This is a genomic window from Streptomyces antarcticus (genome assembly GCF_026627255.1).
GTDB lineage: Bacteria > Actinomycetota > Actinomycetes > Streptomycetales > Streptomycetaceae > Streptomyces > Streptomyces antarcticus.
Window position 1 is genome coordinate 159091 of record NZ_JAPNLM010000002.1, and the last position, 19537, is coordinate 178627.

Annotated in this window: 14 protein-coding genes, 2 tRNA genes and 1 pseudogene; 2 read left to right on the forward strand and 15 right to left on the reverse strand. The window is 72.4% G+C overall.

Annotated elements, in window-relative coordinates:
• Positions 1 to 13: 13 nt before the first annotated feature.
• From hemW to lepA, 3 genes are all read right to left on the reverse strand, one after another.
• Positions 14 to 1246, reverse strand: coding sequence for a radical SAM family heme chaperone HemW (hemW, locus tag OTB16_RS04525; protein ID WP_267718546.1), 1233 nt, complete (start codon positions 1244 to 1246; stop codon positions 14 to 16).
• Positions 1247 to 1338: 92 nt separating this feature from the next.
• Positions 1339 to 3231 (reverse strand): AMP-dependent synthetase/ligase, encoded by a 1893-nt coding sequence (locus OTB16_RS04530; protein ID WP_267718547.1) that lies wholly within the window; start codon positions 3229 to 3231, stop codon positions 1339 to 1341.
• Positions 3232 to 3456: 225 nt separating this feature from the next.
• Entirely contained in the window at positions 3457 to 5322 is a 1866-nt protein-coding gene (gene lepA / locus OTB16_RS04535) for a translation elongation factor 4 (protein WP_267718548.1), read from the reverse strand.
• A 257-nt stretch (positions 5323 to 5579) separates the two neighbouring features.
• Between lepA and rpsT the strand changes: the two genes are divergently transcribed.
• On the forward strand, positions 5580 to 5846 hold the full coding sequence (gene rpsT, locus OTB16_RS04540) for a 30S ribosomal protein S20 (protein ID WP_267718549.1): 267 nt from the start codon (positions 5580 to 5582) through the stop codon (positions 5844 to 5846).
• A gap of 486 nt (positions 5847 to 6332) precedes the next feature.
• Here rpsT and holA read toward each other — a convergent pair whose 3' ends face one another.
• A complete protein-coding gene (gene holA / locus OTB16_RS04545) occupies positions 6333 to 7325 on the reverse strand; it encodes a DNA polymerase III subunit delta (protein ID WP_267718550.1) in 993 nt (330 codons plus the stop codon).
• 61 nt (positions 7326 to 7386) lie between these two features.
• On the opposite strand from holA, the gene OTB16_RS04550 reads away from it, so the two are divergent.
• Positions 7387 to 7629, forward strand: coding sequence for a hypothetical protein (locus OTB16_RS04550; RefSeq protein ID WP_267718551.1), 243 nt, complete (start codon positions 7387 to 7389; stop codon positions 7627 to 7629).
• Positions 7630 to 7634: 5 nt separating this feature from the next.
• Here the strand turns inward: OTB16_RS04550 and OTB16_RS04555 are convergent, their stop codons facing one another.
• The 11 genes and pseudogenes from OTB16_RS04555 to rsfS all read right to left on the reverse strand — a co-directional run bounded on the left by OTB16_RS04555 (position 7635) and on the right by rsfS (position 19421).
• Positions 7635 to 8495, reverse strand: coding sequence for a YceI family protein (locus tag OTB16_RS04555; RefSeq protein WP_267718552.1), 861 nt, complete (start codon positions 8493 to 8495; stop codon positions 7635 to 7637).
• A gap of 145 nt (positions 8496 to 8640) precedes the next feature.
• Positions 8641 to 11022: pseudogene (locus OTB16_RS04560) on the reverse strand (ComEC/Rec2 family competence protein); the annotation flags it as partial.
• Positions 11019 to 11699, reverse strand: coding sequence for a ComEA family DNA-binding protein (locus tag OTB16_RS39200; RefSeq protein ID WP_324290768.1), 681 nt, complete (start codon positions 11697 to 11699; stop codon positions 11019 to 11021). The pseudogene OTB16_RS04560 and the gene OTB16_RS39200, both read right to left, overlap by 4 nt.
• A 630-nt stretch (positions 11700 to 12329) precedes the next feature.
• Positions 12330 to 13175 (reverse strand): DegV family protein, encoded by an 846-nt coding sequence (locus OTB16_RS04570; RefSeq protein ID WP_267718554.1) that lies wholly within the window; start codon positions 13173 to 13175, stop codon positions 12330 to 12332.
• Positions 13176 to 13487: 312 nt separating this feature from the next.
• Positions 13488 to 14270 (reverse strand): hypothetical protein, encoded by a 783-nt coding sequence (locus OTB16_RS04575; protein ID WP_267718555.1) that lies wholly within the window; start codon positions 14268 to 14270, stop codon positions 13488 to 13490.
• A 122-nt stretch (positions 14271 to 14392) separates the two neighbouring features.
• On the reverse strand, positions 14393 to 17266 hold the full coding sequence (gene leuS / locus OTB16_RS04580; RefSeq protein WP_267718556.1) for a leucine--tRNA ligase: 2874 nt from the start codon (positions 17264 to 17266) through the stop codon (positions 14393 to 14395).
• Between the two features lie 278 nt (positions 17267 to 17544).
• Positions 17545 to 17617 (reverse strand) — tRNA-Ala (locus OTB16_RS04585).
• Between the two features lie 131 nt (positions 17618 to 17748).
• Positions 17749 to 17982 (reverse strand): hypothetical protein, encoded by a 234-nt coding sequence (locus OTB16_RS04590; protein WP_267718557.1) that lies wholly within the window; start codon positions 17980 to 17982, stop codon positions 17749 to 17751.
• 143 nt (positions 17983 to 18125) lie between these two features.
• Positions 18126 to 18198, reverse strand: a tRNA-Ala gene (locus tag OTB16_RS04595).
• A 123-nt stretch (positions 18199 to 18321) separates the two neighbouring features.
• A complete protein-coding gene (locus OTB16_RS04600) occupies positions 18322 to 18978 on the reverse strand; it encodes a histidine phosphatase family protein (RefSeq protein ID WP_267718796.1) in 657 nt (218 codons plus the stop codon).
• Entirely contained in the window at positions 18975 to 19421 is a 447-nt protein-coding gene (gene rsfS / locus OTB16_RS04605; protein ID WP_267718558.1) for a ribosome silencing factor, read from the reverse strand. The genes OTB16_RS04600 and rsfS overlap by 4 nt, the downstream gene beginning before the upstream one ends.
• Positions 19422 to 19537: the final 116 nt, after the last annotated feature.

A 19537-nucleotide genomic window follows, 5' to 3' on the forward strand; every position in this document is an offset into this window, starting at 1 on the left:
CGTACGGCGGGCGTCAGTCCACCAGGTCCCGGACCACCGCGTCGGCCAGCAGCCGCCCCCGCAGGGTCAGCACGGCCCGCCCGGCCGCGTACGGGCCGGGCTCCAGGAGCCCGTCCGCGAGGGCCTTCCCGGCCGCCGCGAGCCCCGCCGGGGCCAGCAGGGTCAGCGGGCAGCCGTCCAGCAGCCGCAGCTCCAGCAGGATCCGCTCGACCCGCCGGTCCTCCGGCGACAGCAGCTCGCGACCGGCGCCCGGGGACCTGCCCCCGGCCAGGGCGGCGGCGTAGGCGCCGGGGTGCTTCACGTTCCACCAGCGGACGCCGCCGACGTGCGAGTGCGCGCCGGGGCCCGCGCCCCACCAGTCGGCGCCGCGCCAGTACAGCTCGTTGTGCAGGCAGCGCCCGGCCTCGGTGGTGGCCCAGTTCGACACCTCGTACCAGTGGTACCCGGCCTGCGCCATCGCCTCGTCGGCGATCAGGTAGCGGTCGGCGTGCACGTCGTCGTCCGTCATCGGGACCTCGCCGCGGCGGATGCGGCGGGCGAGCTGCGTCCCCTCCTCGACGATGAGGGCGTACGCGCTGATGTGGTCCGGCCCGGCGCCGAGCGCGGCGTCCAGGGTGGCCCGCCAGTCCTCGTCCGACTCCCCCGGCGTGCCGTAGATCAGGTCGAGGTTGACGTGCTCGAAGCCCGCCGCCCGCGCCTCCGCGACGCACGCCTCGGGCCGCCCGGGCGTGTGGGTGCGGTCGAGCACCTTCAGGACGTGCTGCCGGGCGCTCTGCATGCCGAAGGAGACCCGGTTGAAGCCGCCGGCGCGCAGCTCGGCCAGGTACTCCGGGTCCACGGAGTCCGGATTGGCCTCGGTGGTGACCTCGGCGTCCTCGGCCAGGCCGAACTCGTCCCGGATCGCCGCGACCATCCGTACGAGGTCCCGGGCCGGGAGCAGCGTGGGCGTGCCGCCGCCGACGAAGACGGTGCGGACGGCGCGGGGGTCGTCGCCGAGCACCTTGCGGGCGAGGCGGACCTCGTCGATCAGGGTGTCGGCGTAGTTCTCCCGGGAGGCGAGCACTCCGCCGGTGCCCCGCAGCTCGGTGGCCGTGTAGGTGTTGAAATCGCAGTACCCGCAGCGCGTGGCGCAGTACGGGACGTGCAGGTAGAAGCCGAGCGGCCGCTCGCCTGCGCCCGCCAGGGCGTGCGACGGCAGCGAGCCGTCTTCGGGCATGGGTTCACCGTCGGGCAGTACGGAAGGCATGCGCCCATTGTCCCGCACCCGCCACACCCCCCGGGAACGGCGGGCGCGGCGGGAGGGGCCACCGGCCCGCCCCGCCGAGCCCGCGGCAGGCGCTACGCCTCGCGGGAGCCCTCGTACATCTCCTCGATCAGGTGCTTGAACTCACGCTCGACCACGGGCCGCTTCAGCTTCAGGCTCGGCGTGAGGTCGCCGTGCTCGACGTCCAGGTCCCGCGGCAGCAGCCGGAACTTCTTGACCGTCTGCCAGCGCTGGAGCCCCTCGTTGAGGGTCTGTACGTACGTCTCGATCAGCCGCGTCGTCTGCGGGGCGGCCACGACCTGCGCGTACGTCTTGCCCTCCAGCCCGTTCTCGGCGGCCCAGCCCAGGATGGCGGGTCCGTCGAGCGCGATGAGCGCCGAGCAGAAGTTCCGGTCCGCGCCGTGCACCACGATGCTCGACACGTACGGGCAGATCGCCTTGAACTGGCCCTCGACCTCGGCCGGGGCGACGTACTTGCCGCCCGAGGTCTTGATCAGGTCCTTCTTGCGGTCGGTGATCCGCAGGTAGCCGTCGGCCGACAGCTCGCCGATGTCCCCGGTGTGCAGCCAGCCGTCCGCCTCCAGCACCTCGGCGGTCTTCTCAGGCAGCCCGTGGTAGCCCTCCATGATGCCGGGGCCGCGCAGCAGGATCTCGCCGTCGTCGGCGATGCGGACCTCGGTGCCGGGGAGCGGCTTGCCGACGGTTCCGGTGCGGTAGGCCTCGCCCGGGTTGACGAAGGAGGCGGCGCTGGACTCCGTCAGGCCGTAGCCCTCCAGGATGTGGATGCCCGCGCCGGCGAAGAAGTAGCCGATGTCGGGCGCCAGGGCCGCGGACCCGGAGACGGCGGCGCGCAGGTTGCCGCCGAAGGCCTCGCGGAGCTTGGAGTAGACGAGCGCGTCGGCGATCTTGTGCTTGGTGGTGAGGCCGAAGGGCGCCGTGGCGTTGCCGGTGCGCCGGAAGTTGTCCTGCGTGACCTTCGCGTACTCGCGGGCGACGCCGACGGCCCACTGGAAGATCTTGTACTTGGCCCCGCCGCCGGCCCGCGCCTTGGCGGCGACCCCGTTGTAGACCTTCTCGAAGATGCGCGGGACGGCCGCCATGTAGGTCGGCTGCACGATCGGCAGGTTCTCGATGATCTTGTCGATGCGTCCGTCGACGGCGGTGACGTGCCCGACCTCGATCTGGCCGGAGGTCAGCACCTTGCCGAAGACGTGGGCCAGGGGCAGCCACAGGTACTGGACGTCGTCCTTGGTGATCAGCCCGGTGGCCACGGTCGCCTTGGCCATGTACGACCAATTGTCGTGCGGCAGCCGTACGCCCTTGGGGCGGCCGGTGGTACCGGAGGTGTAGATGAGGGTGGCGAGCTGGTCGGCGGTGATCGCCGCGATCCGCTCCTTCACCGCCCCGGGGTTCTCGGCGAGGTGCGCCGCACCGCGCTTCTCGAGGTCCGCGAGGGAGAGCACCCAGCCGTCCGGGTCCCCGTCGGCCGGCACCGCGTCGGCGGCCTCCAGGACGATGACGTGCGCCAGCCCGGGCAGGTCCGCGCGGTGCTCGCGCGCCTTGGCCAGCTGCTTGGCGTCCTCGGCGATCAGTACCCGGCTGGCCGAGTCGGCGAGGATGTACGCCGACTCCTCGGCGTTGGTGCTCGGGTAGACGGTGGTGGTCGCGGCGCCCGCGCACATCACGCCGAGGTCGGCGAGGATCCACTCGACCCTGGTGTTGGAGGCGAGGGCGACACGGTCCTCCGCTTCGAGGCCGAGGGTGATCAGGCCGGCGGCGATGGAGAAGACGCGCTCGGCCGCCTGTCCCCAGCTGAGCGACTTCCAGTCGTCGGGAGCGCCCCCGCCGCCGGCCGCGGGGACCGGGAACCGGTACGCCTCCGCGTCGGGCGTGGCGGCGACGCGCTCAAGGAAGAGGGCCGCCACGGTGGGCGGGCGGTTCTCGATCAAGGTCTGTGTGTCGCTCACGACATCCTCCGGACCGGTCCACGCGGCAGTGCGTGGGCGTGGGGCGCTTGGGGGGCGCTTGGGACTGGCGGGTTTGAGACGTGCCGGTTAGTGACTGGCGAGTAACCGTCGAGCAGTGATCAGACTAGAGGCCGCCAGGCCGGTGCGTAAGAGCCCGCAGGCGGCCGGTTCATAACGAAAGAGGCCCTCACGCCTGAGCGTGAGGGCCTCGTTCCGTACCGGTCGCTACTTCTTCTTGCCGGAGGATTCGTCGCTGGACAGGACGGCGATGAAGGCCTCCTGCGGGACCTCCACGGAGCCGACCATCTTCATCCGCTTCTTGCCCTCCTTCTGCTTCTCCAGCAGCTTCCGCTTACGGGAGATGTCACCGCCGTAGCACTTGGCGAGGACATCCTTGCGGATGGCGCGGATGGTCTCGCGGGCGATGACGCGGGAGCCGACGGCCGCCTGGATCGGGATCTCGAAGGCCTGCCGCGGGATGAGCTCGCGCAGCTTGGCGACCAGGCGCACGCCGTAGGCGTAGGCGGCGTCCTTGTGGCAGACGGCGGAGAAGGCGTCGACCTTGTCGCCGTGCAGCAGGATGTCGACCTTGACCAGGCTGCCGGACAGCTCGCCGGTGGGCTCGTAGTCCAGGGAGGCGTAGCCGCGCGTCTTGGACTTCAGCTGGTCGAAGAAGTCGAAGACGATCTCCGCGAGCGGGAGGGTGTAGCGGATCTCGACGCGGTCCTCGGAGAGGTAGTCCATCCCGAGGAGGGTGCCGCGGCGCTGCTGGCAGAGCTCCATGATCGCGCCGATGAACTCGGAGGGCGCGAGCAGGGTGGCCCGGACGACCGGCTCGAACACGTCCGAGATCTTGCCCTCGGGGAACTCGCTCGGGTTGGTGACGGAGACTTCCTTGCCGTCTTCCATGACGACCCGGTAGACGACGTTCGGCGCGGTGGCGATCAGGTCGAGACCGAACTCGCGCTCCAGGCGCTCGCGCACCACGTCCAGGTGGAGCAGGCCGAGGAAGCCGACGCGGAAGCCGAAGCCGAGCGCCGCCGAGGTCTCCGGCTCGTAGACCAGCGCGGCATCGTTGAGCTGCAGCTTGTCCAGGGCCTCGCGCAGGTCCGGGTAGTCCGAGCCGTCGAGCGGGTACAGGCCCGAGAAAACCATGGGCCGCGGGTCCTTGTAGCCGCCGAGGGCCTCGGTCGCGCCGTTGTGCAGGCTGGTGATCGTGTCACCGACCTTGGACTGACGGACGTCCTTCACGCCGGTGATGATGTAGCCCACCTCGCCGACGCCGATGCCGTCGGCCGGGGTCATCTCCGGGGAGGAGACGCCGATCTCCAGCAGCTCGTGGGTGGCGCCGGTGGACATCATGCGGATGCGTTCGCGCTTGCTGAGCTGGCCGTCGACCACACGCACGTAGGTGACCACGCCGCGGTACGAGTCGTAGACCGAGTCGAAGATCATCGCGCGGGCCGGGGCGTCCTTGGGGCCGACCGGGGCCGGGACCGTGGCGACGATCTTGTCGAGCAGCACGTCCACGCCGAGACCGGTCTTCGCCGAGACGCGCAGCACGTCCTCCGGCTGGCAGCCGACCAGGTTCGCGAGTTCCTCGGCGAACTTCTCCGGCTGGGCGGCCGGCAGGTCGATCTTGTTCAGGACCGGGACGATCGCGAGGTCCTTCTCCATCGCCAGGTACAGGTTGGCGAGGGTCTGGGCCTCGATGCCCTGGGCCGCGTCCACGAGGAGGACGGTGCCCTCGCACGCGGCGAGGGAGCGCGAGACCTCGTAGGTGAAGTCGACGTGCCCGGGGGTGTCGATCATGTTGAGGATGTGGGTGGTACCCAGGCCCTCGCCCGTGGTGGGGGCCCAGGGCAGCCGGACCGCCTGGGACTTGATCGTGATGCCGCGCTCACGCTCGATGTCCATGCGGTCGAGGTACTGGGCGCGCATCTGCCGCTGGTCGACCACACCGGTGAGCTGGAGCATCCGGTCGGCAAGGGTCGACTTGCCGTGGTCGATGTGCGCGATGATGCAGAAGTTGCGGATCAGCGCCGGGTCGGTACGGCTCGGCTCGGGCACGTGGCTGGGGATCGCGGGCACGCAGTGTCCTGATTCTCGGGTCGCAGTCGGAAGCGTTTGCGGAGCGTCGGTCGGAGCGTGGATCCGGCTCCCGTCGCTCTCGGCGGCGGGATCTCGGATCTGTACGCAGACTCCCATGGTCCCATGGACGGGGCAGTGCGCTCGGTTTGGGCCACCCGCAGAGTGCCTGGTAGCCTGGGTAGCTGTGTCTCGTATGCCCTCTCAGCTGTCGGGACACAATCCGAAGAACAAAACTCTGAACCTGAAAAGGCTCTTTCGTGGCGAACATCAAGTCCCAGATCAAGCGGAACAAGACGAACGAGAAGGCGCGCCTGCGCAACAAGGCCGTCAAGTCTTCGCTCAAGACCGCGATCCGCAAGGCCCGCGAGGCCGTCGTCGCCGGTGACGCCGAGAAGGCCACCGTGGCTTCTCGCGCCGCCGCGCGTGCGCTCGACAAGGCTGTCTCGAAGGGCGTCATCCACAAGAACGCCGCCGCCAACAAGAAGTCGGCGCTGGCCATCAAGGTTGCCGCCCTGCAGGGCTGAGCTCTCGATGTGAATCGCCGGTAAGGACTCAGCGGACCCTCTCTTCCGCTCCGGACCGGCACACCGCGCCGCACGCGGCTCTGCTCGCGCAAGCCGCGGCAAGTGCGGCACACCTCGTGACATTTTTATCGACACGGCACGCTGGCTAGTACGCCACGCTGACCAGCGTGGAAGCCCCCTGGTCCCCACTGGGGGGCTTCTTTGCGTCCGGATGCGGGAGGCCCCCGCCAGGCGCCGGCCCACGACACCGCGCAGCGGGACCCGGCCGGGCCGGGTGATCACCCGTGGGGCGTACGCGGCACAGCACCGGCTGAGCACGCCGAACCCGCAGCCGGACAGGCCGGCGCGGCCCGGGATTACCGTCAACGGGACGTCGGCCGCCACGTCGTCGGGCCGGGCGAGTACGTCCGGCACTCGGCCGGCCCGACAACGCGGCGAGGTACCGTGCGGGGCGCCGCGACACGGTGAACCTTTCCGGTCACCGCGCTAGCGTTGGGCCGGCCTGGCCGCGTGGGCGACCGCCACCACTGCCTTCTCCAGGGCGTACTCGGGGTCGTCGCCGCCGCCCTTGACCCCCGCGTCGGCGGCGGCCACCGCGCGCAGGGCGTCGGCGACACCGTCGGCCGACCAGCCCCGCATCTGCTGGCGGACCCGGTCGATCTTCCACGGCGGCATGCCCAGGTCCCGGGCGAGGTCGCCCGGGCGGGCACCGCGCGGGGCGGAGGCCAGTTTGCCGATCGCACGGACCGCCTGGGCCAGGGCGCTGGTGATCAGCACCGGGGCCACCCCGGTGGAAAGGGACCAGCGCAGCGCTTCGAGTGCCTCCGCCGCGCGCCCCTCGACGGCCCGGTCGGCCACCGTGAAGCTGGAGGCCTCGGCCCGGCCCGTGTAGTACCGGCCGACCACGGCCTCGTCGATCGTGCCCTCGACGTCGGCGCACAACTGCGCCGCCGCGCTCGCCAGCTCCCGCAGGTCGCTCCCGATCGCGTCCACCAGGGTCTGGCACGCCTCGGGCGTCGCCGACCTGCCCAGCGTGCGGAACTCGCCACGTACGAAGGCCAGTCGGTCCGCCGCCTTCGTCATCTTCGGGCAGGCGACCTCGCGGGCCCCCGCCTTCCGGGCCGCGTCGAGCAGTCCCTTGCCCTTGACTCCGCCCGCGTGGAGGAGCACGACGGTGATCTCCTCGAAGGGCGCGGCGAGGTACGCCTTGACCTCCTTGACCGTGTCCGCCGACAGGTCGTGCGCGTTGCGCACGATCAGCACCTTGCGCTCGGAGAAGAGCGACGGGCTGGTCAGCTCGGCCAGCGTGCCGGGCTGGAGCTGTTCCGGGGCGAGGTCGCGCACGTCCGTGTCGGAGTCGGCGGCTCGGGCGGCCGTCACAATCTCCCGGACGACGCGGTCGAGCAGCAGGTCCTCCTGCCCCACCGCGAGGGTGAGCGGGGCGAGCGGATCGTCGGTGGAGTTCTTCCTGGTGGCCATCGGCTCCAGCATCCCACGCCGCACTGACAGCCCCACGCGCCGCGTGCCCGAGAATGGTCGCGTGAACCTGCGACATGTACTCGTCCTGCCCGACCGCGACGCCGCCGAGGAGGTGGCGCGGGAGGCCTCGGACCGCTTCGGCCTCCCGGAGGAACCGCAGCTGGTCCGCGACGCCCTGGCCGGTGAGGACGACGCCGAGGACGCCCAGTGGCTGGTGGTGGTCGAGGACCCGCGGGAACGGCTCGACCCCGACGCGCTCGACGCCCTCGCCGACGCCTACGAGGGCTGGCTCGAAGCTCCCTGACCCCGTCAGGCCTTGTGGACGATCTGGATGTCCAGCGTCACGTCGACGCTCGACCCGATCGCCGCGACCCCGTGCGCCAGCATCGACTGCCAGTTCAGGGTGAAGTCCTCGCGGTGCAGCTCGGCCGTGGCCCGGCAGGCCGCCCTGGGCTCGCCCTCGAGGCCCGTGCCCAGGCCCAGGTACTGGGTGTCCAGGGTGACGGAGCGGCTGACCCCGTGCAGGGTCAGAGCGCCCGCGACGGCCCAGCGGCTGCCGCTGCGGTGGATGAACCGCTCGCTGTAGAACTCCACCGTGGGGTGCCGGACCGCGTCCAGGAAGTCCGCCGACCGCAGGTGGTCGTCCCGCATCCGCAGACCCGTGTCGATGCTCGCCGCGTCGATGATCACGTGCATGGAGGAGTCCTCCATCCGCTCCGCGATCCGCACCGCGCCGGCGAAGGTGTTGAAGCGGCCGCGGACGCGCGCGAACCCTATGTGGCGGGCCGAGAAGCCGATCGACGAATGCGTCGGGTCGAGTTCCCAGTGGCCGGGCTGCGGCAGCAGCGGCGGCTCCACCGCGTCGAGGATGATCTCGGCGGTGCCGGGCTGCGCCGGATCCCCCACGATCGTCGCCCCGTGGAACGGCGCGTACCCCTCGGCGGTGACCGAGAGCCGGTACTCCCCTTCCGGCACGGCCGCCGTGAACCCGCCGTACGGGTCGGTCTCCCCGCCGACGATCCGGCGGCCGATCGGGTCGGTCACCTCGAACGCGGCCAGCCGGACCGGCTGGTGGACCGTGTCGAGAACCCGGCAGCTGAGCAGCCGCGCCGTCGGTGGGAGCGTCAGTGTGGCGGATGTGTGCGGGCTGGAACTTCCGGCCGTCTCCATCGCCCGTCGTCGCCCGAACAAGGTCTATGCACCCCCGTGCTGTGTGGACTCGTACCGATCTGGCGAAAACGAATTCGATCATGCTGTCGGGTTGCGGGCAAACAGAACGGTCGTGCCCGGTGTGCCCGCGCCGGCTCCGACGGCGGTTGGCCGGAAACGCTCGCATCCCGGGGCCGGCCCCGGTGATGGCGATCGAGCCGTCGGTATCGGTGCGCAGCACGGCCGTACCCATCGCCCGCAGTCGCGTGAGCGTACCTGGTGCGGGGTGTCCGTAGCGGTTCCCCGCACCGACCGGCACGATGGCGAACCTCGGCCTGACGCGGGCGAGCAGTTCGTGGTCCTGGTGCGCCGAGCCGTGGTGGGCGACTTTGAGGACGTCCACGGGTCCCAGCTCCGGATGATGCCTCAAAAGGGCCTGCTGTGCTGGGGGTTCGAGATCCCCCAGCAGGAGCAGGGTCAGCCCCGCACCCCGCACCAGCAGGGCGATGCTCGCGTCGTTGGCTCCCTCGGGCGGCGGTCCGGCGGGCGGCCAGAGCACCTCCCAGTCCAGCGGCCCGGCCCGCCGCCGCTCCCCCGCCGCCGCCGGCACGACCGGCACGCCCGCGCCGGCCGCGGCCCGGCGGACGAACTGCGCCTGTCCCGGCGGCTCTTCCAGCGTGGTGGCCTGAATCACACCTACGGACCGCCCGCGCAGCACCCCGTGCAGGCCTCCCACGTGGTCCGCGTGAAAGTGCGTCAGCACGAGCAGCGGCACCCTGCGCACGCCCAGGGCCCGCAGGCACGCGTCCACCGGGCCGGGCTCCGGGCCGGCGTCGACCACCATGGCCGTGCCCGGGCCGAGGGCGAGCACGGCCGCGTCCCCCTGCCCCACGGCGCACTGGACGAGCCGCCAGTCCGGCGGCGGCCAGTGCGCGAGCGTACGGACGAGCGGAGGCGGCCGCAGGACGGCGAGGAGCAGCAGCACGGCCAGGGCGGCGCAGACCCACCGCCGCAGGCCGAACCGGGCGCAGAGCCCCACGACGGCCAGGGTCGCGGCGGCCAGCAGCAGACCCCCGCCGAGCCCGCCGGGCCAGGGCAGCTCGGCTCCCGGCAGCCGGGCCCCGCCCCGGGCCACGGCGGCGATCCACCCGGCCGGCACACCGGCGCACCGGGCCAGCAGCTCCGCGGCCGGCATCCACAGCGGAGCCGCGGCGAGCGCCGCGAAGCCGAGGACGGTCGCCGGGCCCGCCGCGAGCTCGGCCAGCAGGTTGCACGGCACCGCCACCAGGCTGACCCGGGCCGCGAGCACGGCGACCACGGGGGCGCACACCGCCTGGGCGGCCGCCGCGGCTCCCAGCGCCTCGGCGAGCCGGGGCCGCATCCCGCGTCTCTGCAGGCCTCCGCTCCACCGGGGGGCGAGGGTCAGGAGGGCTCCGGTGGCCAGGACGGAGAGCAGGAAGCCCTGGCTGCGGGCCAGCCACGGGTCGTACAGCACGAGCAGCAGCACGGCGGCGGCCAGGGCCGGGATCAGGGACCGGCGCCGCCCGGTGGCGATGGCGGCCAGGGTGACCGTGCCGCAGGCCGCGGCCCGCAGCACGCTCGGCTCCGGCCGGCAGACCACCACGAAGGCGAGGGTCAGCGCGGCCCCGCACAGGGCGGTCGCCCGCAGCGAGAGCCCGAGGAGCGGGGCCAGCCCGCGCCGCTCGGCCTGCTGCGCGCGGGCCGGCGGCCCGATGAGCAGGAACAGCACCACGGTGAGGTTGGACCCGGACACGGCCAGGAGGTGCAGCAGGTCGGTGGCCCGGAACGCCTCGTCCAGATCGGGCGGCACCCTGGAGGTGTCCCCGACGACGAGCCCCGGCAGCAGGGCCCTCGCGTCCGGCGCGAGCCCCTCGGTGGCCTCGCGCAGCCCGGCCCGCAACCGCCCCGCGACCCTCTGGGCGGTGCTCGGTCCGCCGGTGACCACCGGCGGGGTGTCCCCACCCGGCCGCAGCAGCGCCACCGCCCGCTCACCGCCCCGGGCCGGGGCCAGCCGGGCGACCGCCTCCACCCGGGTGGAGGGCAGCAGCCGGGCCCAGCCCGGGTGTCCGGCGAGCACCCGCACCGGGGTCTCGACCCGGGTACGCGCCCCGTCGGGCCCGGTCACGCGGGTGAGCACGGCGTCCAGGAGCACCAGTGGCGGCCCGTTCCCGCCGCGGAGCACCCGGGGGTCGGAGCCGACGGTGAGGTCGGCGAGGACGCGGGCGTGCTCCCGGGCCAGCCCAGGGACCGGCCCGGCCCGCGCCTCGGCCCGCTCGAGCCCCGCCACCCCGGCTCCGGCCGCCGCGCACAGCAGGGCGGCGCCCGCGGCGGCGGCGATCCTCCACCGCGCTCCCGGAAGCCGCCAGGCGGCCAGCACCAGCAGTCCGGCGCCGACGCCGCCCAGCCCGGCCCCGGCGGCCGTCCACGCGGCGGGCGCGCCCAGGGCCAGGGCGGCGGCCGCCCAGGCGGCCAGGGCCGGCACGGCCAGGCGCAGATCCACCGGGCCCGGCCCGTCGGGGCGGTTCACGGCCGCACCAGACGGCGCAGATCGGCGAAGCGCCGCTCGCCGATGCCGTTCACCTGGCGGAGCTCCTCCACCGAGCGGAAGCCGCCGCGGGCCGTGCGGAAGTCAACGATGTGCCGCGCCAGCACCGGCCCGACCCCCGGCAGCCCGTCCAACTGCTCCACCGTGGCCGAACCGAGGCTGAGCGGACCGGCAGTCGGACCCCCGCCCCCGCCCCCGCCCGGTAGAGCCAGCGCCGGCGGTTGCGGTTGCGGCTGTGCCGGTACGCCGACCAGCACCTGCTCGCCGTCCACCAGCACCCGGGCCCGGTTGAGCCCGGTGGTGTCCGTGCCCGGCCGCACTCCGCCGGCGGCGGCCAGCGCGTCCTCCACCCGCGAACCGGCGGGCAGCCGCCGCACACCCGGCTCCCGTACCTTGCCGCCGACGTCGACCACGATCCGCGCACCGCCGGGCGGTGCCGGGCCCCCGGGAGACGCGGCGACCGGCGCCAGGGCCGAGACCGGCACCGGGGCAGGAGCCGGGGCGATCACCGCGGGGGCCGTCACCGGCTGGGGCCGGGCGGACCAGTACTGCTGCCCCGCGAAGCCGACCGCCACCACGAGCACGATCGCGACGGCCCCCACCGTGCGCGGCTCCACTCCGCAGCGGGCCTGGAACCACACCGGAAGCCGCTCCCGCACGGCCAGCCTCCGAGCCTCCCCGGCCGAGAGCCCCACCGCCTCACCGGGCAATGACCCGGACGACGGCCCGGCAAGCGACCCGGACGACGGCCCGGCGGACGGCCCGGCGGACGATCCGGCCGAGGCCGCTGACGGTGCCCCGGACGGCTCGACCGACAGCGCCTCGGCCCGTACGCGCAGGGGCGCCACGGGCAGGTCCCCCGCAATCGGCGGCGCCCCGGCCAACTCCCCGGGCGGCGACGCCCCGGGCAGGCCCCCGGAGGACCCCTCGGGCGGGCTGCTGCCGCCCAGCAGCGCTTCGGCCCGTCGGCGCACCGCGCCCGGCTCGGCGGGCGCGCGACGGGGCCGGTCCCCCCTGAACCGCAGGCGGCCGTCGGAGGAGCGGGAGCGGCCGGGACCGCTGGTGGCACGGGACTGGAGCGGAGTACGCGTTCGCGTTCGAAGAGTCATGCAACGACCGTACGAGCCGAACCCGACCGCCGTTCGGAACCCTCAATTCCGGTGGACGAAAGCCCCGTTGTGGATAACCCCGTCACCCGTTCCGGTGCTCACCGCGAGCCCGCGGGCCCTCGCCATGGGGCCTTGAGGCACTCGCACCGGGTCCCTCGGGCCCCTGAGGCGTTCAGCGCCTCACCGGGGCGAGACGACGGCCGCCAGCAGCCCCGGTCCGGTATGCGCGCCGATCACCGCGCCCACCTCGCTGACGTGCAGCTCCACCAGGCCCGGGATGCGCTCACGCAGCCGCTGCGCCAGCTTCTCGGCCCGTTCCGGCGCCGCCAGGTGGTGCACCGCCACGTCGACGCTGGCCGAACCGGCACGCTCCACGGCCAGCTCCTCCAGCCGGGCGATGGCCTTCGAAGCGGTACGCACCTTCTCCAGCATCTCGATCCGCCCACCGTCCAGCGTCAGCAGCGGCTTCACCGCCAGGGCCGAACCGAGCAGGGCCTGCGCGGCCCCGATCCGGCCGCCGCGCCGGAGGTAGTCGAGGGTGTCGACGTAGAAGTACGCGGACATGTCCGCCGCCCGCTTCTCCGCGGCCGCCACGGCCTCGTCCAGGGAGCCCCCGGCCTCGGACACCTCGGCGGCGGCCAGGGCGCAGAACCCGAGGGCCATCGCGACCATGCCCGTGTCCACGACGCGGACGGGTACGGGCGCGGTCCTGGAGGCGACCACCGCGGAATCGTAGGTACCGGAGAATTCGGAGGACAGGTGCAGGCTCACGATGCCGGTCGCGCCGGCGTCCGCCGCGGCCTGGTAGGCCCGGACGAACTCCTCCGGGCCGGGGCGCGAGGTGGTGACCGAGCGGCGCTTCTGCAAGGCCAGCGCGAGACTGCGCGCCGAGATCTCGGTGCCCTCCTCCAGCGCCTCGTCGCCGAGCACCACGGTGAGCGGTACGGAGGTGATTCCGTGCCGCGCCATGGCCGGTGGGGGCAGGTAGGCCGTGGAATCGGTGACGATGGCGACATGGCGGGACATGAGCCGGAGGGTACCGCCCGTGGGCGTTCCGCGGCAGCCTGGGGCTCTGACTCGGTGTACTCACCGGCCCCCCCGACACCGCGCCGGACTCTCCCTACTCGGTGTCCTCACCCGCTCCCCCGGCACCGCCCCGGACTCCCCGACGAGCATCGCCACGGCACCGCCGCGCCGGGCACCCCCAGCCCCCGCCCCGCGCGGTCCGCCACCGCCCCCGCTCGAGCCCGCCCCTTGCCCCGCCCAGGCACTCCTCAGGCCGGCATCAGGCACTCCTCAGGCCGGCATCACCGGCGTCAGGCCGGCATCAGGTGGTGCTCAGGTCGTGCTCTCCGGCCGGCGCGTCTTCTGCCACGGATAGGACGCCGCCGGAGGCGCCTGGTTCAGCGCCGCCTGATCGGCTCCCGCCCCCCGGCCGTCCGCACCCCGACTACCAGCACCCCGACCGCCCGCGGCCGGAGCCTGCGCCGACCCGTGCGGTGCGCGGTCGCGCGCCGGCCCGGCCTGCTGCGCGTCCCACGCCGCGGCCGCCGCCGCGAGCTCGTCCACCGCCTCGGGCGACCAGTCCCGCAGCGCGCCCGACTCCATCTCGATCTGGTCCGACAGGACGCTCAGCTCGTCCTCGGCGAACCGGCGGGCCCGGTCGCGCGCCGCCCACCGCAGCGAATCCGCCGCCTTTGTGATCTTGGCTGTACGTTCCCGCAGGTCCGGGAGTCCGGCGGCGATCCGCTGCCGGTCCGGCTCCTGCTCCAGCCGCTTGAGCTCATCGTCCAACTCGTAGCCGTGCGCGCTCAGCCGCTCGAACAAGCCGATCGACTCCCGCAGCGAGGCGTCCGCCTGAACGCCCTGGTACAGCGCCTGCTGCGTGGACCGCATCGACGTCCGCAGGTCGAGCCGCAGCTGCGCCAGCGCGCCGCTCACCCCGACCTGCCCGAAGCTCTTCGCCCGCAGCGTCGTGTCCTCGACCGTCCGCCGGGCCTGCGTGATCGTCCGGTCCACACCGCGCTTGGCGGCCCCCACCACCTTGACGGTCACGTACGCGCCCAGGCCCAGGAAGGCGAAAAGTACCAGCAGCGCGAAGATGATCAACGCCTCCTCCATGAGGTTCCTCTCCCCTGCCTAGTCCGTCTCCTCCACCGTAAACGCCACGGGCAGGCCAGGGGTTCCAATCGAACCCCCAACCTGCCCGTACGGGAATACCCCTAGGCCGGAGCCCGAACCCGTCAGATGACGATGTTGACCAGCTTCGGCGCGCGCACGATCACCTTGCGGATCTCCGACCCGCCCAGCGCCGCGACCACTCCGGCGTCGGTGACGGCCAGCTTTTCCAGGTCCGCGTCCGAGATCGTCGGCGGCACCTCCAGCCGCGCCTTGACCTTGCCCTTGACCTGGACCACGCAGGTCACGGTCTCGTCGACGACGTACGCCGGGTCCGCGACCGGGAAGTCCTGGTGGACCACCGAATCGCTGTGCCCCAGCCGGTGCCACAGCTCCTCCGCGATGTGCGGGGCCAGCGGGGCGACCAGCAGCACCAGCCGCTCGGCGACCGTGCGCTCCAGCGGGCGGCCCGCCTTCGTCAGCGCGTTGTTCAGCTCGGTGATCTTGGCGATGGCGGTGTTGAAGCGCAGCGCGGCCAGGTCGGTGCCGGCCCCGTCGATCGCCTTGTGCAGCACGCGCAGGGTGTCCTCGGCGGGCTCGGCGTCGACGACCGTCACCGCGCCCGTCTCCTCGTCCACGATGTTGCGCCACAGGCGCTGCAGCAGGCGGTACTGGCCGACGACGGCGCGGGTGTCCCACGGACGCGAGACGTCCAGCGGGCCCATCGCCATCTCGTACAGGCGCAGGGTGTCCGCGCCGTACTCCTCACAGATCTCGTCCGGCGTGACGGCGTTCTTCAGGGACTTGCCCATCTTGCCCAGCTCGCGCTTGACGGGCTCGCCCTCGAAGTAGAACTTTCCGTCCCGCTCCTCGACGTCGGTGGCCGAGACCGGGAATCCGCGCTCGTCGCGGTAGACGAACGCCTGGATCATGCCCTGGTTGTACAGCTTGTGGAACGGCTCCACCGAGGAGACGTGACCGAGGTCGAACAGCACCTTCGCCCAGAAGCGCGCGTACAGCAGGTGCAGCACCGCGTGCTCGGCGCCGCCCACGTACAGGTCGACGCCGCCGTGCGGCTGGCCCTCGCGCGGGCCCATCCAGTACTGCTCGATCTCCGGGTCCACCAGCGCGGACGCGTTGTGCGGGTCCAGGTAGCGCAGCTCGTACCAGCAGGAGCCGGCCCAGTTCGGCATGGTGTTGGTCTCGCGCCGGTAGCGCCTGACGCCCTCGCCGCGGCCCAGGTCCAGCTCGACCTCGACCCAGTCGGCCTTGCGCGACAGCGGGGTCTCGGGCTGCGACAGCGCGTCGTTCGGCTCGAAGGTGCGCGGCGAGTAGTCCTCGACCTCGGGCAGTTCCAGCGGCAGCATCGACTCGGGCAGCGGGTGCGCGACGCCGTCCTCGTCGTAGACGATCGGGAAGGGCTCGCCCCAGTACCGCTGGCGGCTGAACAGCCAGTCGCGCAGGCGGAAGTTGACCGTGCCCTCGCCGATGCCGCGCTCGGCCAGCCAGCCGGTGATCAGGGCCTTGGCCTCGACCACGCCCAGCCCGTCCAGCGACAGGCCGGAGCCGGTGGAGTTGACCAGCTTCGCTTCGTACGAGGCGAACGCGTCGTCCCACTCCGCCGGGTCGGTGCCGCGGCCGTCGGACGGCTGCACGACACAGCGCATCGGCAGCTCGAAGGCGCGCGCGAAGGCGAAGTCGCGGCTGTCGTGCGCCGGGACGGCCATGATCGCGCCGGTGCCGTAGCCCATCAGCACGTAGTCGGCGATGAAGACCGGGACCTGCTCGCCGCTGACCGGGTTGGTCGCGTACGCGCCGGTGAAGACGCCCGTCTTCTCCTTGGCGTCCGCCTGCCGCTCGACGTCCGACTTCGACGCGGCCTGCTTGCGGTACGCGTTCACGGCCTCGGCCGGGGTGGCGTGACCGCCGGTCCACACGGGGTGGGTGCCCTCGGGCCAGGCGGCCGGGACGATGGTGGAGATCAGCTCGTGCTCGGGCGCCAGCACCATGTAGGTGGCGCCGAAGAGCGTGTCCTGGCGGGTGGTGAAGACGGTGATTGCGCCGGCGCCGCCGACGGCGAAGTCCACGCGCGCGCCCTCGCTGCGGCCGATCCAGTTCCGCTGCTGCAGCTTGATGGCCTCGGGCCAGTCCAGCGCGTCCAGGTCGTCCAGCAGCCGGTCGGCGTACGCGGTGATCCGCATGTTCCACTGGCTCAGCTTGGCCTTGAAGACCGGGAAGTTGCCGCGCTCGGACCGGCCGTCCGCGGTGACCTCTTCGTTGGCCAGTACGGTGCCCAGCCCCGGGCACCAGTTCACGGGCGCGTCCGAGGCGTACGCCAGCCGGAAGTCGTTCAGTACGTCGGCCCGCTCGCCCGCGGTCAGCCCGGCCCACGCGCGGCCGCCCGGAACCTCACGGGAGCCGTCCTCGAAGGCGGCGACCAGCTCGGCGATCGGCCGTGCCTTGGCGGCGTCCACGTCATACCAGGAGTTGTAGATCTGCAGGAAGATCCACTGGGTCCACTTGTAGTAGTCCGGGTCGATCGTCGCGAACGACCGGCGCTTGTCGTGGCCCAGGCCCAGCCGGCGCAGCTGGACCTTCATGTTCTCGATGTTCGCCTCGGTCGACACCCGCGGGTGCGTGCCCGTCTGGACGGCGTACTGCTCGGCCGGCAGGCCGAAGGCGTCGAAGCCCAGGGTGTGCAGGACGTTGTGGCCGGTCATCCGCTGGTGGCGGGCGAAGACATCGGTGGCGATGTACCCGAGCGGGTGGCCGACGTGCAGCCCCGCGCCGGACGGGTACGGGAACATGTCCATGATGAACTTCTTGGGCTTGGCGACGACCGCGGGGTCCCCGGCCAGGTCCCCGGTCGGGTTGGGCGCCTCGTAGGTGCCCTGCTCGTCCCAGGCGTCCTGCCAGCGTGCCTCGATGTCGGCGGCCATGGCAGCCGTGTAGCGGTGCGCCTCGGCCGCCTCGGGGGCCGGGGTGTTCGTCTCGCTCATGATTTCTGAAGCTCCATCGATCGTCTCTGCCGTCTCTGCCTGCCCAAACGAAAAAACCCCTCGCACAGGAGGGGACGCCGCGCCGATGCCGACCACCGGAGGGTCGGCGTTGATCAGCGCGGCTCGGTAAGCAGAAGGCGTACGGCACGCATGGCGCCAGGGTACCGCAGCGCCCCCGACGCCCGCTCGGAGCGACCGCGTCGTGGAAGCGGCGACGGACGCCGAAGCGGAACAACGAGAAGCGGGCCACCCGATCCGGGTGGCCCGCTTCTTCACTGTGGAGCTATGGAGAATTGAACTCCAGACCTCCTGCATGCCATGCAGGCGCTCTACCAACTGAGCTATAGCCCCTCGTACTGCCTGTCGCTCGGTGTTCCTTGCCGGTTCCCCTCGGCGACATCTCAAACATTACACGGTCATGGCCCTGGTCCAAAAATCGGTTTCCACCGACCACGGGCCATGTCCGTTTTGGCCTGCTTACATCACGCTCGGGCGAACTGGTAGAACCGCTTCAGCGTGCAGTGTTCGTCGAGCAGCCGGCCGTAGATCGGCTCCCCTTCCAGCTCACGGTACGTCTCGATCGGATCGCCTTTTATGATCAGCGCCCGTGCGCATTCCTCGCACCAGTACTGGTAGTCGGAGTTGACCGGGTCCATGTCCCGCACGATCGGCGTGCCGTTGTTGCACCAGTCGCACCGCCGCCGGTGTGCACCCATCCGTCAGCGACTCCCTCCCGCGTCGGGCCGTCGTGTCCCCCTCCGGCGCTCCGATTCTGCCATGCCGGTACAGGCCCGGCCAGCAAGCACAAAGGGGGCAAAAGCAAGAATCCCGCCCCCACTTGGGGACGGGATTCCGATTGTGGAGCTATGGAGAATTGAACTCCAGACCTCCTGCATGCCATGCAGGCGCTCTACCAACTGAGCTATAGCCCCGCTCTCCGCCGCGCTCCCCCGTCTCCGGTGTTCCGCGCTGCGAACAAGAAGAACTCTAGCCTGCGACCAGCCGGAAAGTGAAATCCGGGCGGCTGCCCCGGCAGGAGGGCCGCGGGGAGCCGCTCAGTCGTCGTCGCCGAGCACCGGTTCGGGCAGCGTTCCGGCGTTGTGCTCCATCAGGCGCCAGCCGCGCGCGCCCTCGCCGAGGACGGACCAGCAGCAGTTGGAGAGCCCGCCGAGGCCCTCCCAGTAGTACGAGTCCAGGCCCAGCAGACGGCCGATGGTCGTACGGATCGTGCCGCCGTGGCTGACGACGACGAGCGTGCCGCCCTGCGGCAGCCGGCCGGCGTGCTCCAGCACCACGGGCGCGGCACGGTCGGCGACCTCGGTCTCCAGTTCGCCACCACCCCTGCGGACCGCCTCGCCGCGCTTCCACGCCGCGTACTGCTCGCCGTACTTCTCGAGGATCTCGTCGTGCGTGAGGCCCTGCCACTCACCCGCGTACGTCTCGCGCAGCGCCGGGGTGTGCTCGACCGTCAGGCCGGTGACGGCCGCCAGCTCGGCGGCCGTGGCCGAGGCCCGGCTGAGGTCGGAGGCCACGATGGCGTCCGGCTTCAGCGAGGCGAGGAGCCGGGCGGCGCGGCGCGCCTGCGCCACGCCCGCTTCGGTCAGCTCGATGTCCGTGGAGCCCTGGAACCGGCGCTCCAGGTTCCACGCGGTCTGGCCGTGCCGCCAGAGGACGATCTTCCTGGTGGTCTTGCCCGAGGTGGTCCCGCTCAGAACAGATCACCGTCCAGTTCGTCGTCGCCCGCCGCCTCGCGCAGCTTGGCGTGCTCCTCGGCCTTGCCGAGCGTGAGCTTGGCGTCCTCGGGCAGTTCGATCTCGGGGCAGTCCTTCCACAGGCGCTCCAGCGCGTAGAACACGCGCTCCTCGCTGTGCTGGACGTGGACGACGATGTCGACGTAGTCGAGCAGGATCCAGCGGGCGTCGCGGTCGCCCTCGCGGCGCACCGGCTTGGCGCCGAGCTCCTTGAGGAGGCGCTCCTCGATCTCGTCGACGATCGACTTGACCTGGCGGTCGTTGGGCGCCGATGCGAGCAGGAAGGCATCGGTGATCGACAGCACGTCGCTGACGTCGTACGCGATGATGTCGTGCGCGAGCCGGTCGGCCGCGGCCTGGGCGGCGGCGGTGATGAGCTCGATGGAGCGGTCCGTGGCGGTCACTGGCCATGCTTTCGGGTTGGCGGGCAGATCCTTACAAGGGTCTCATGTACCGCCGACACCGCCCGCGCGGAACGTCCAGCGCGGGCGGTGACCGCCCTCCGAGCCCGCTCGGGGCC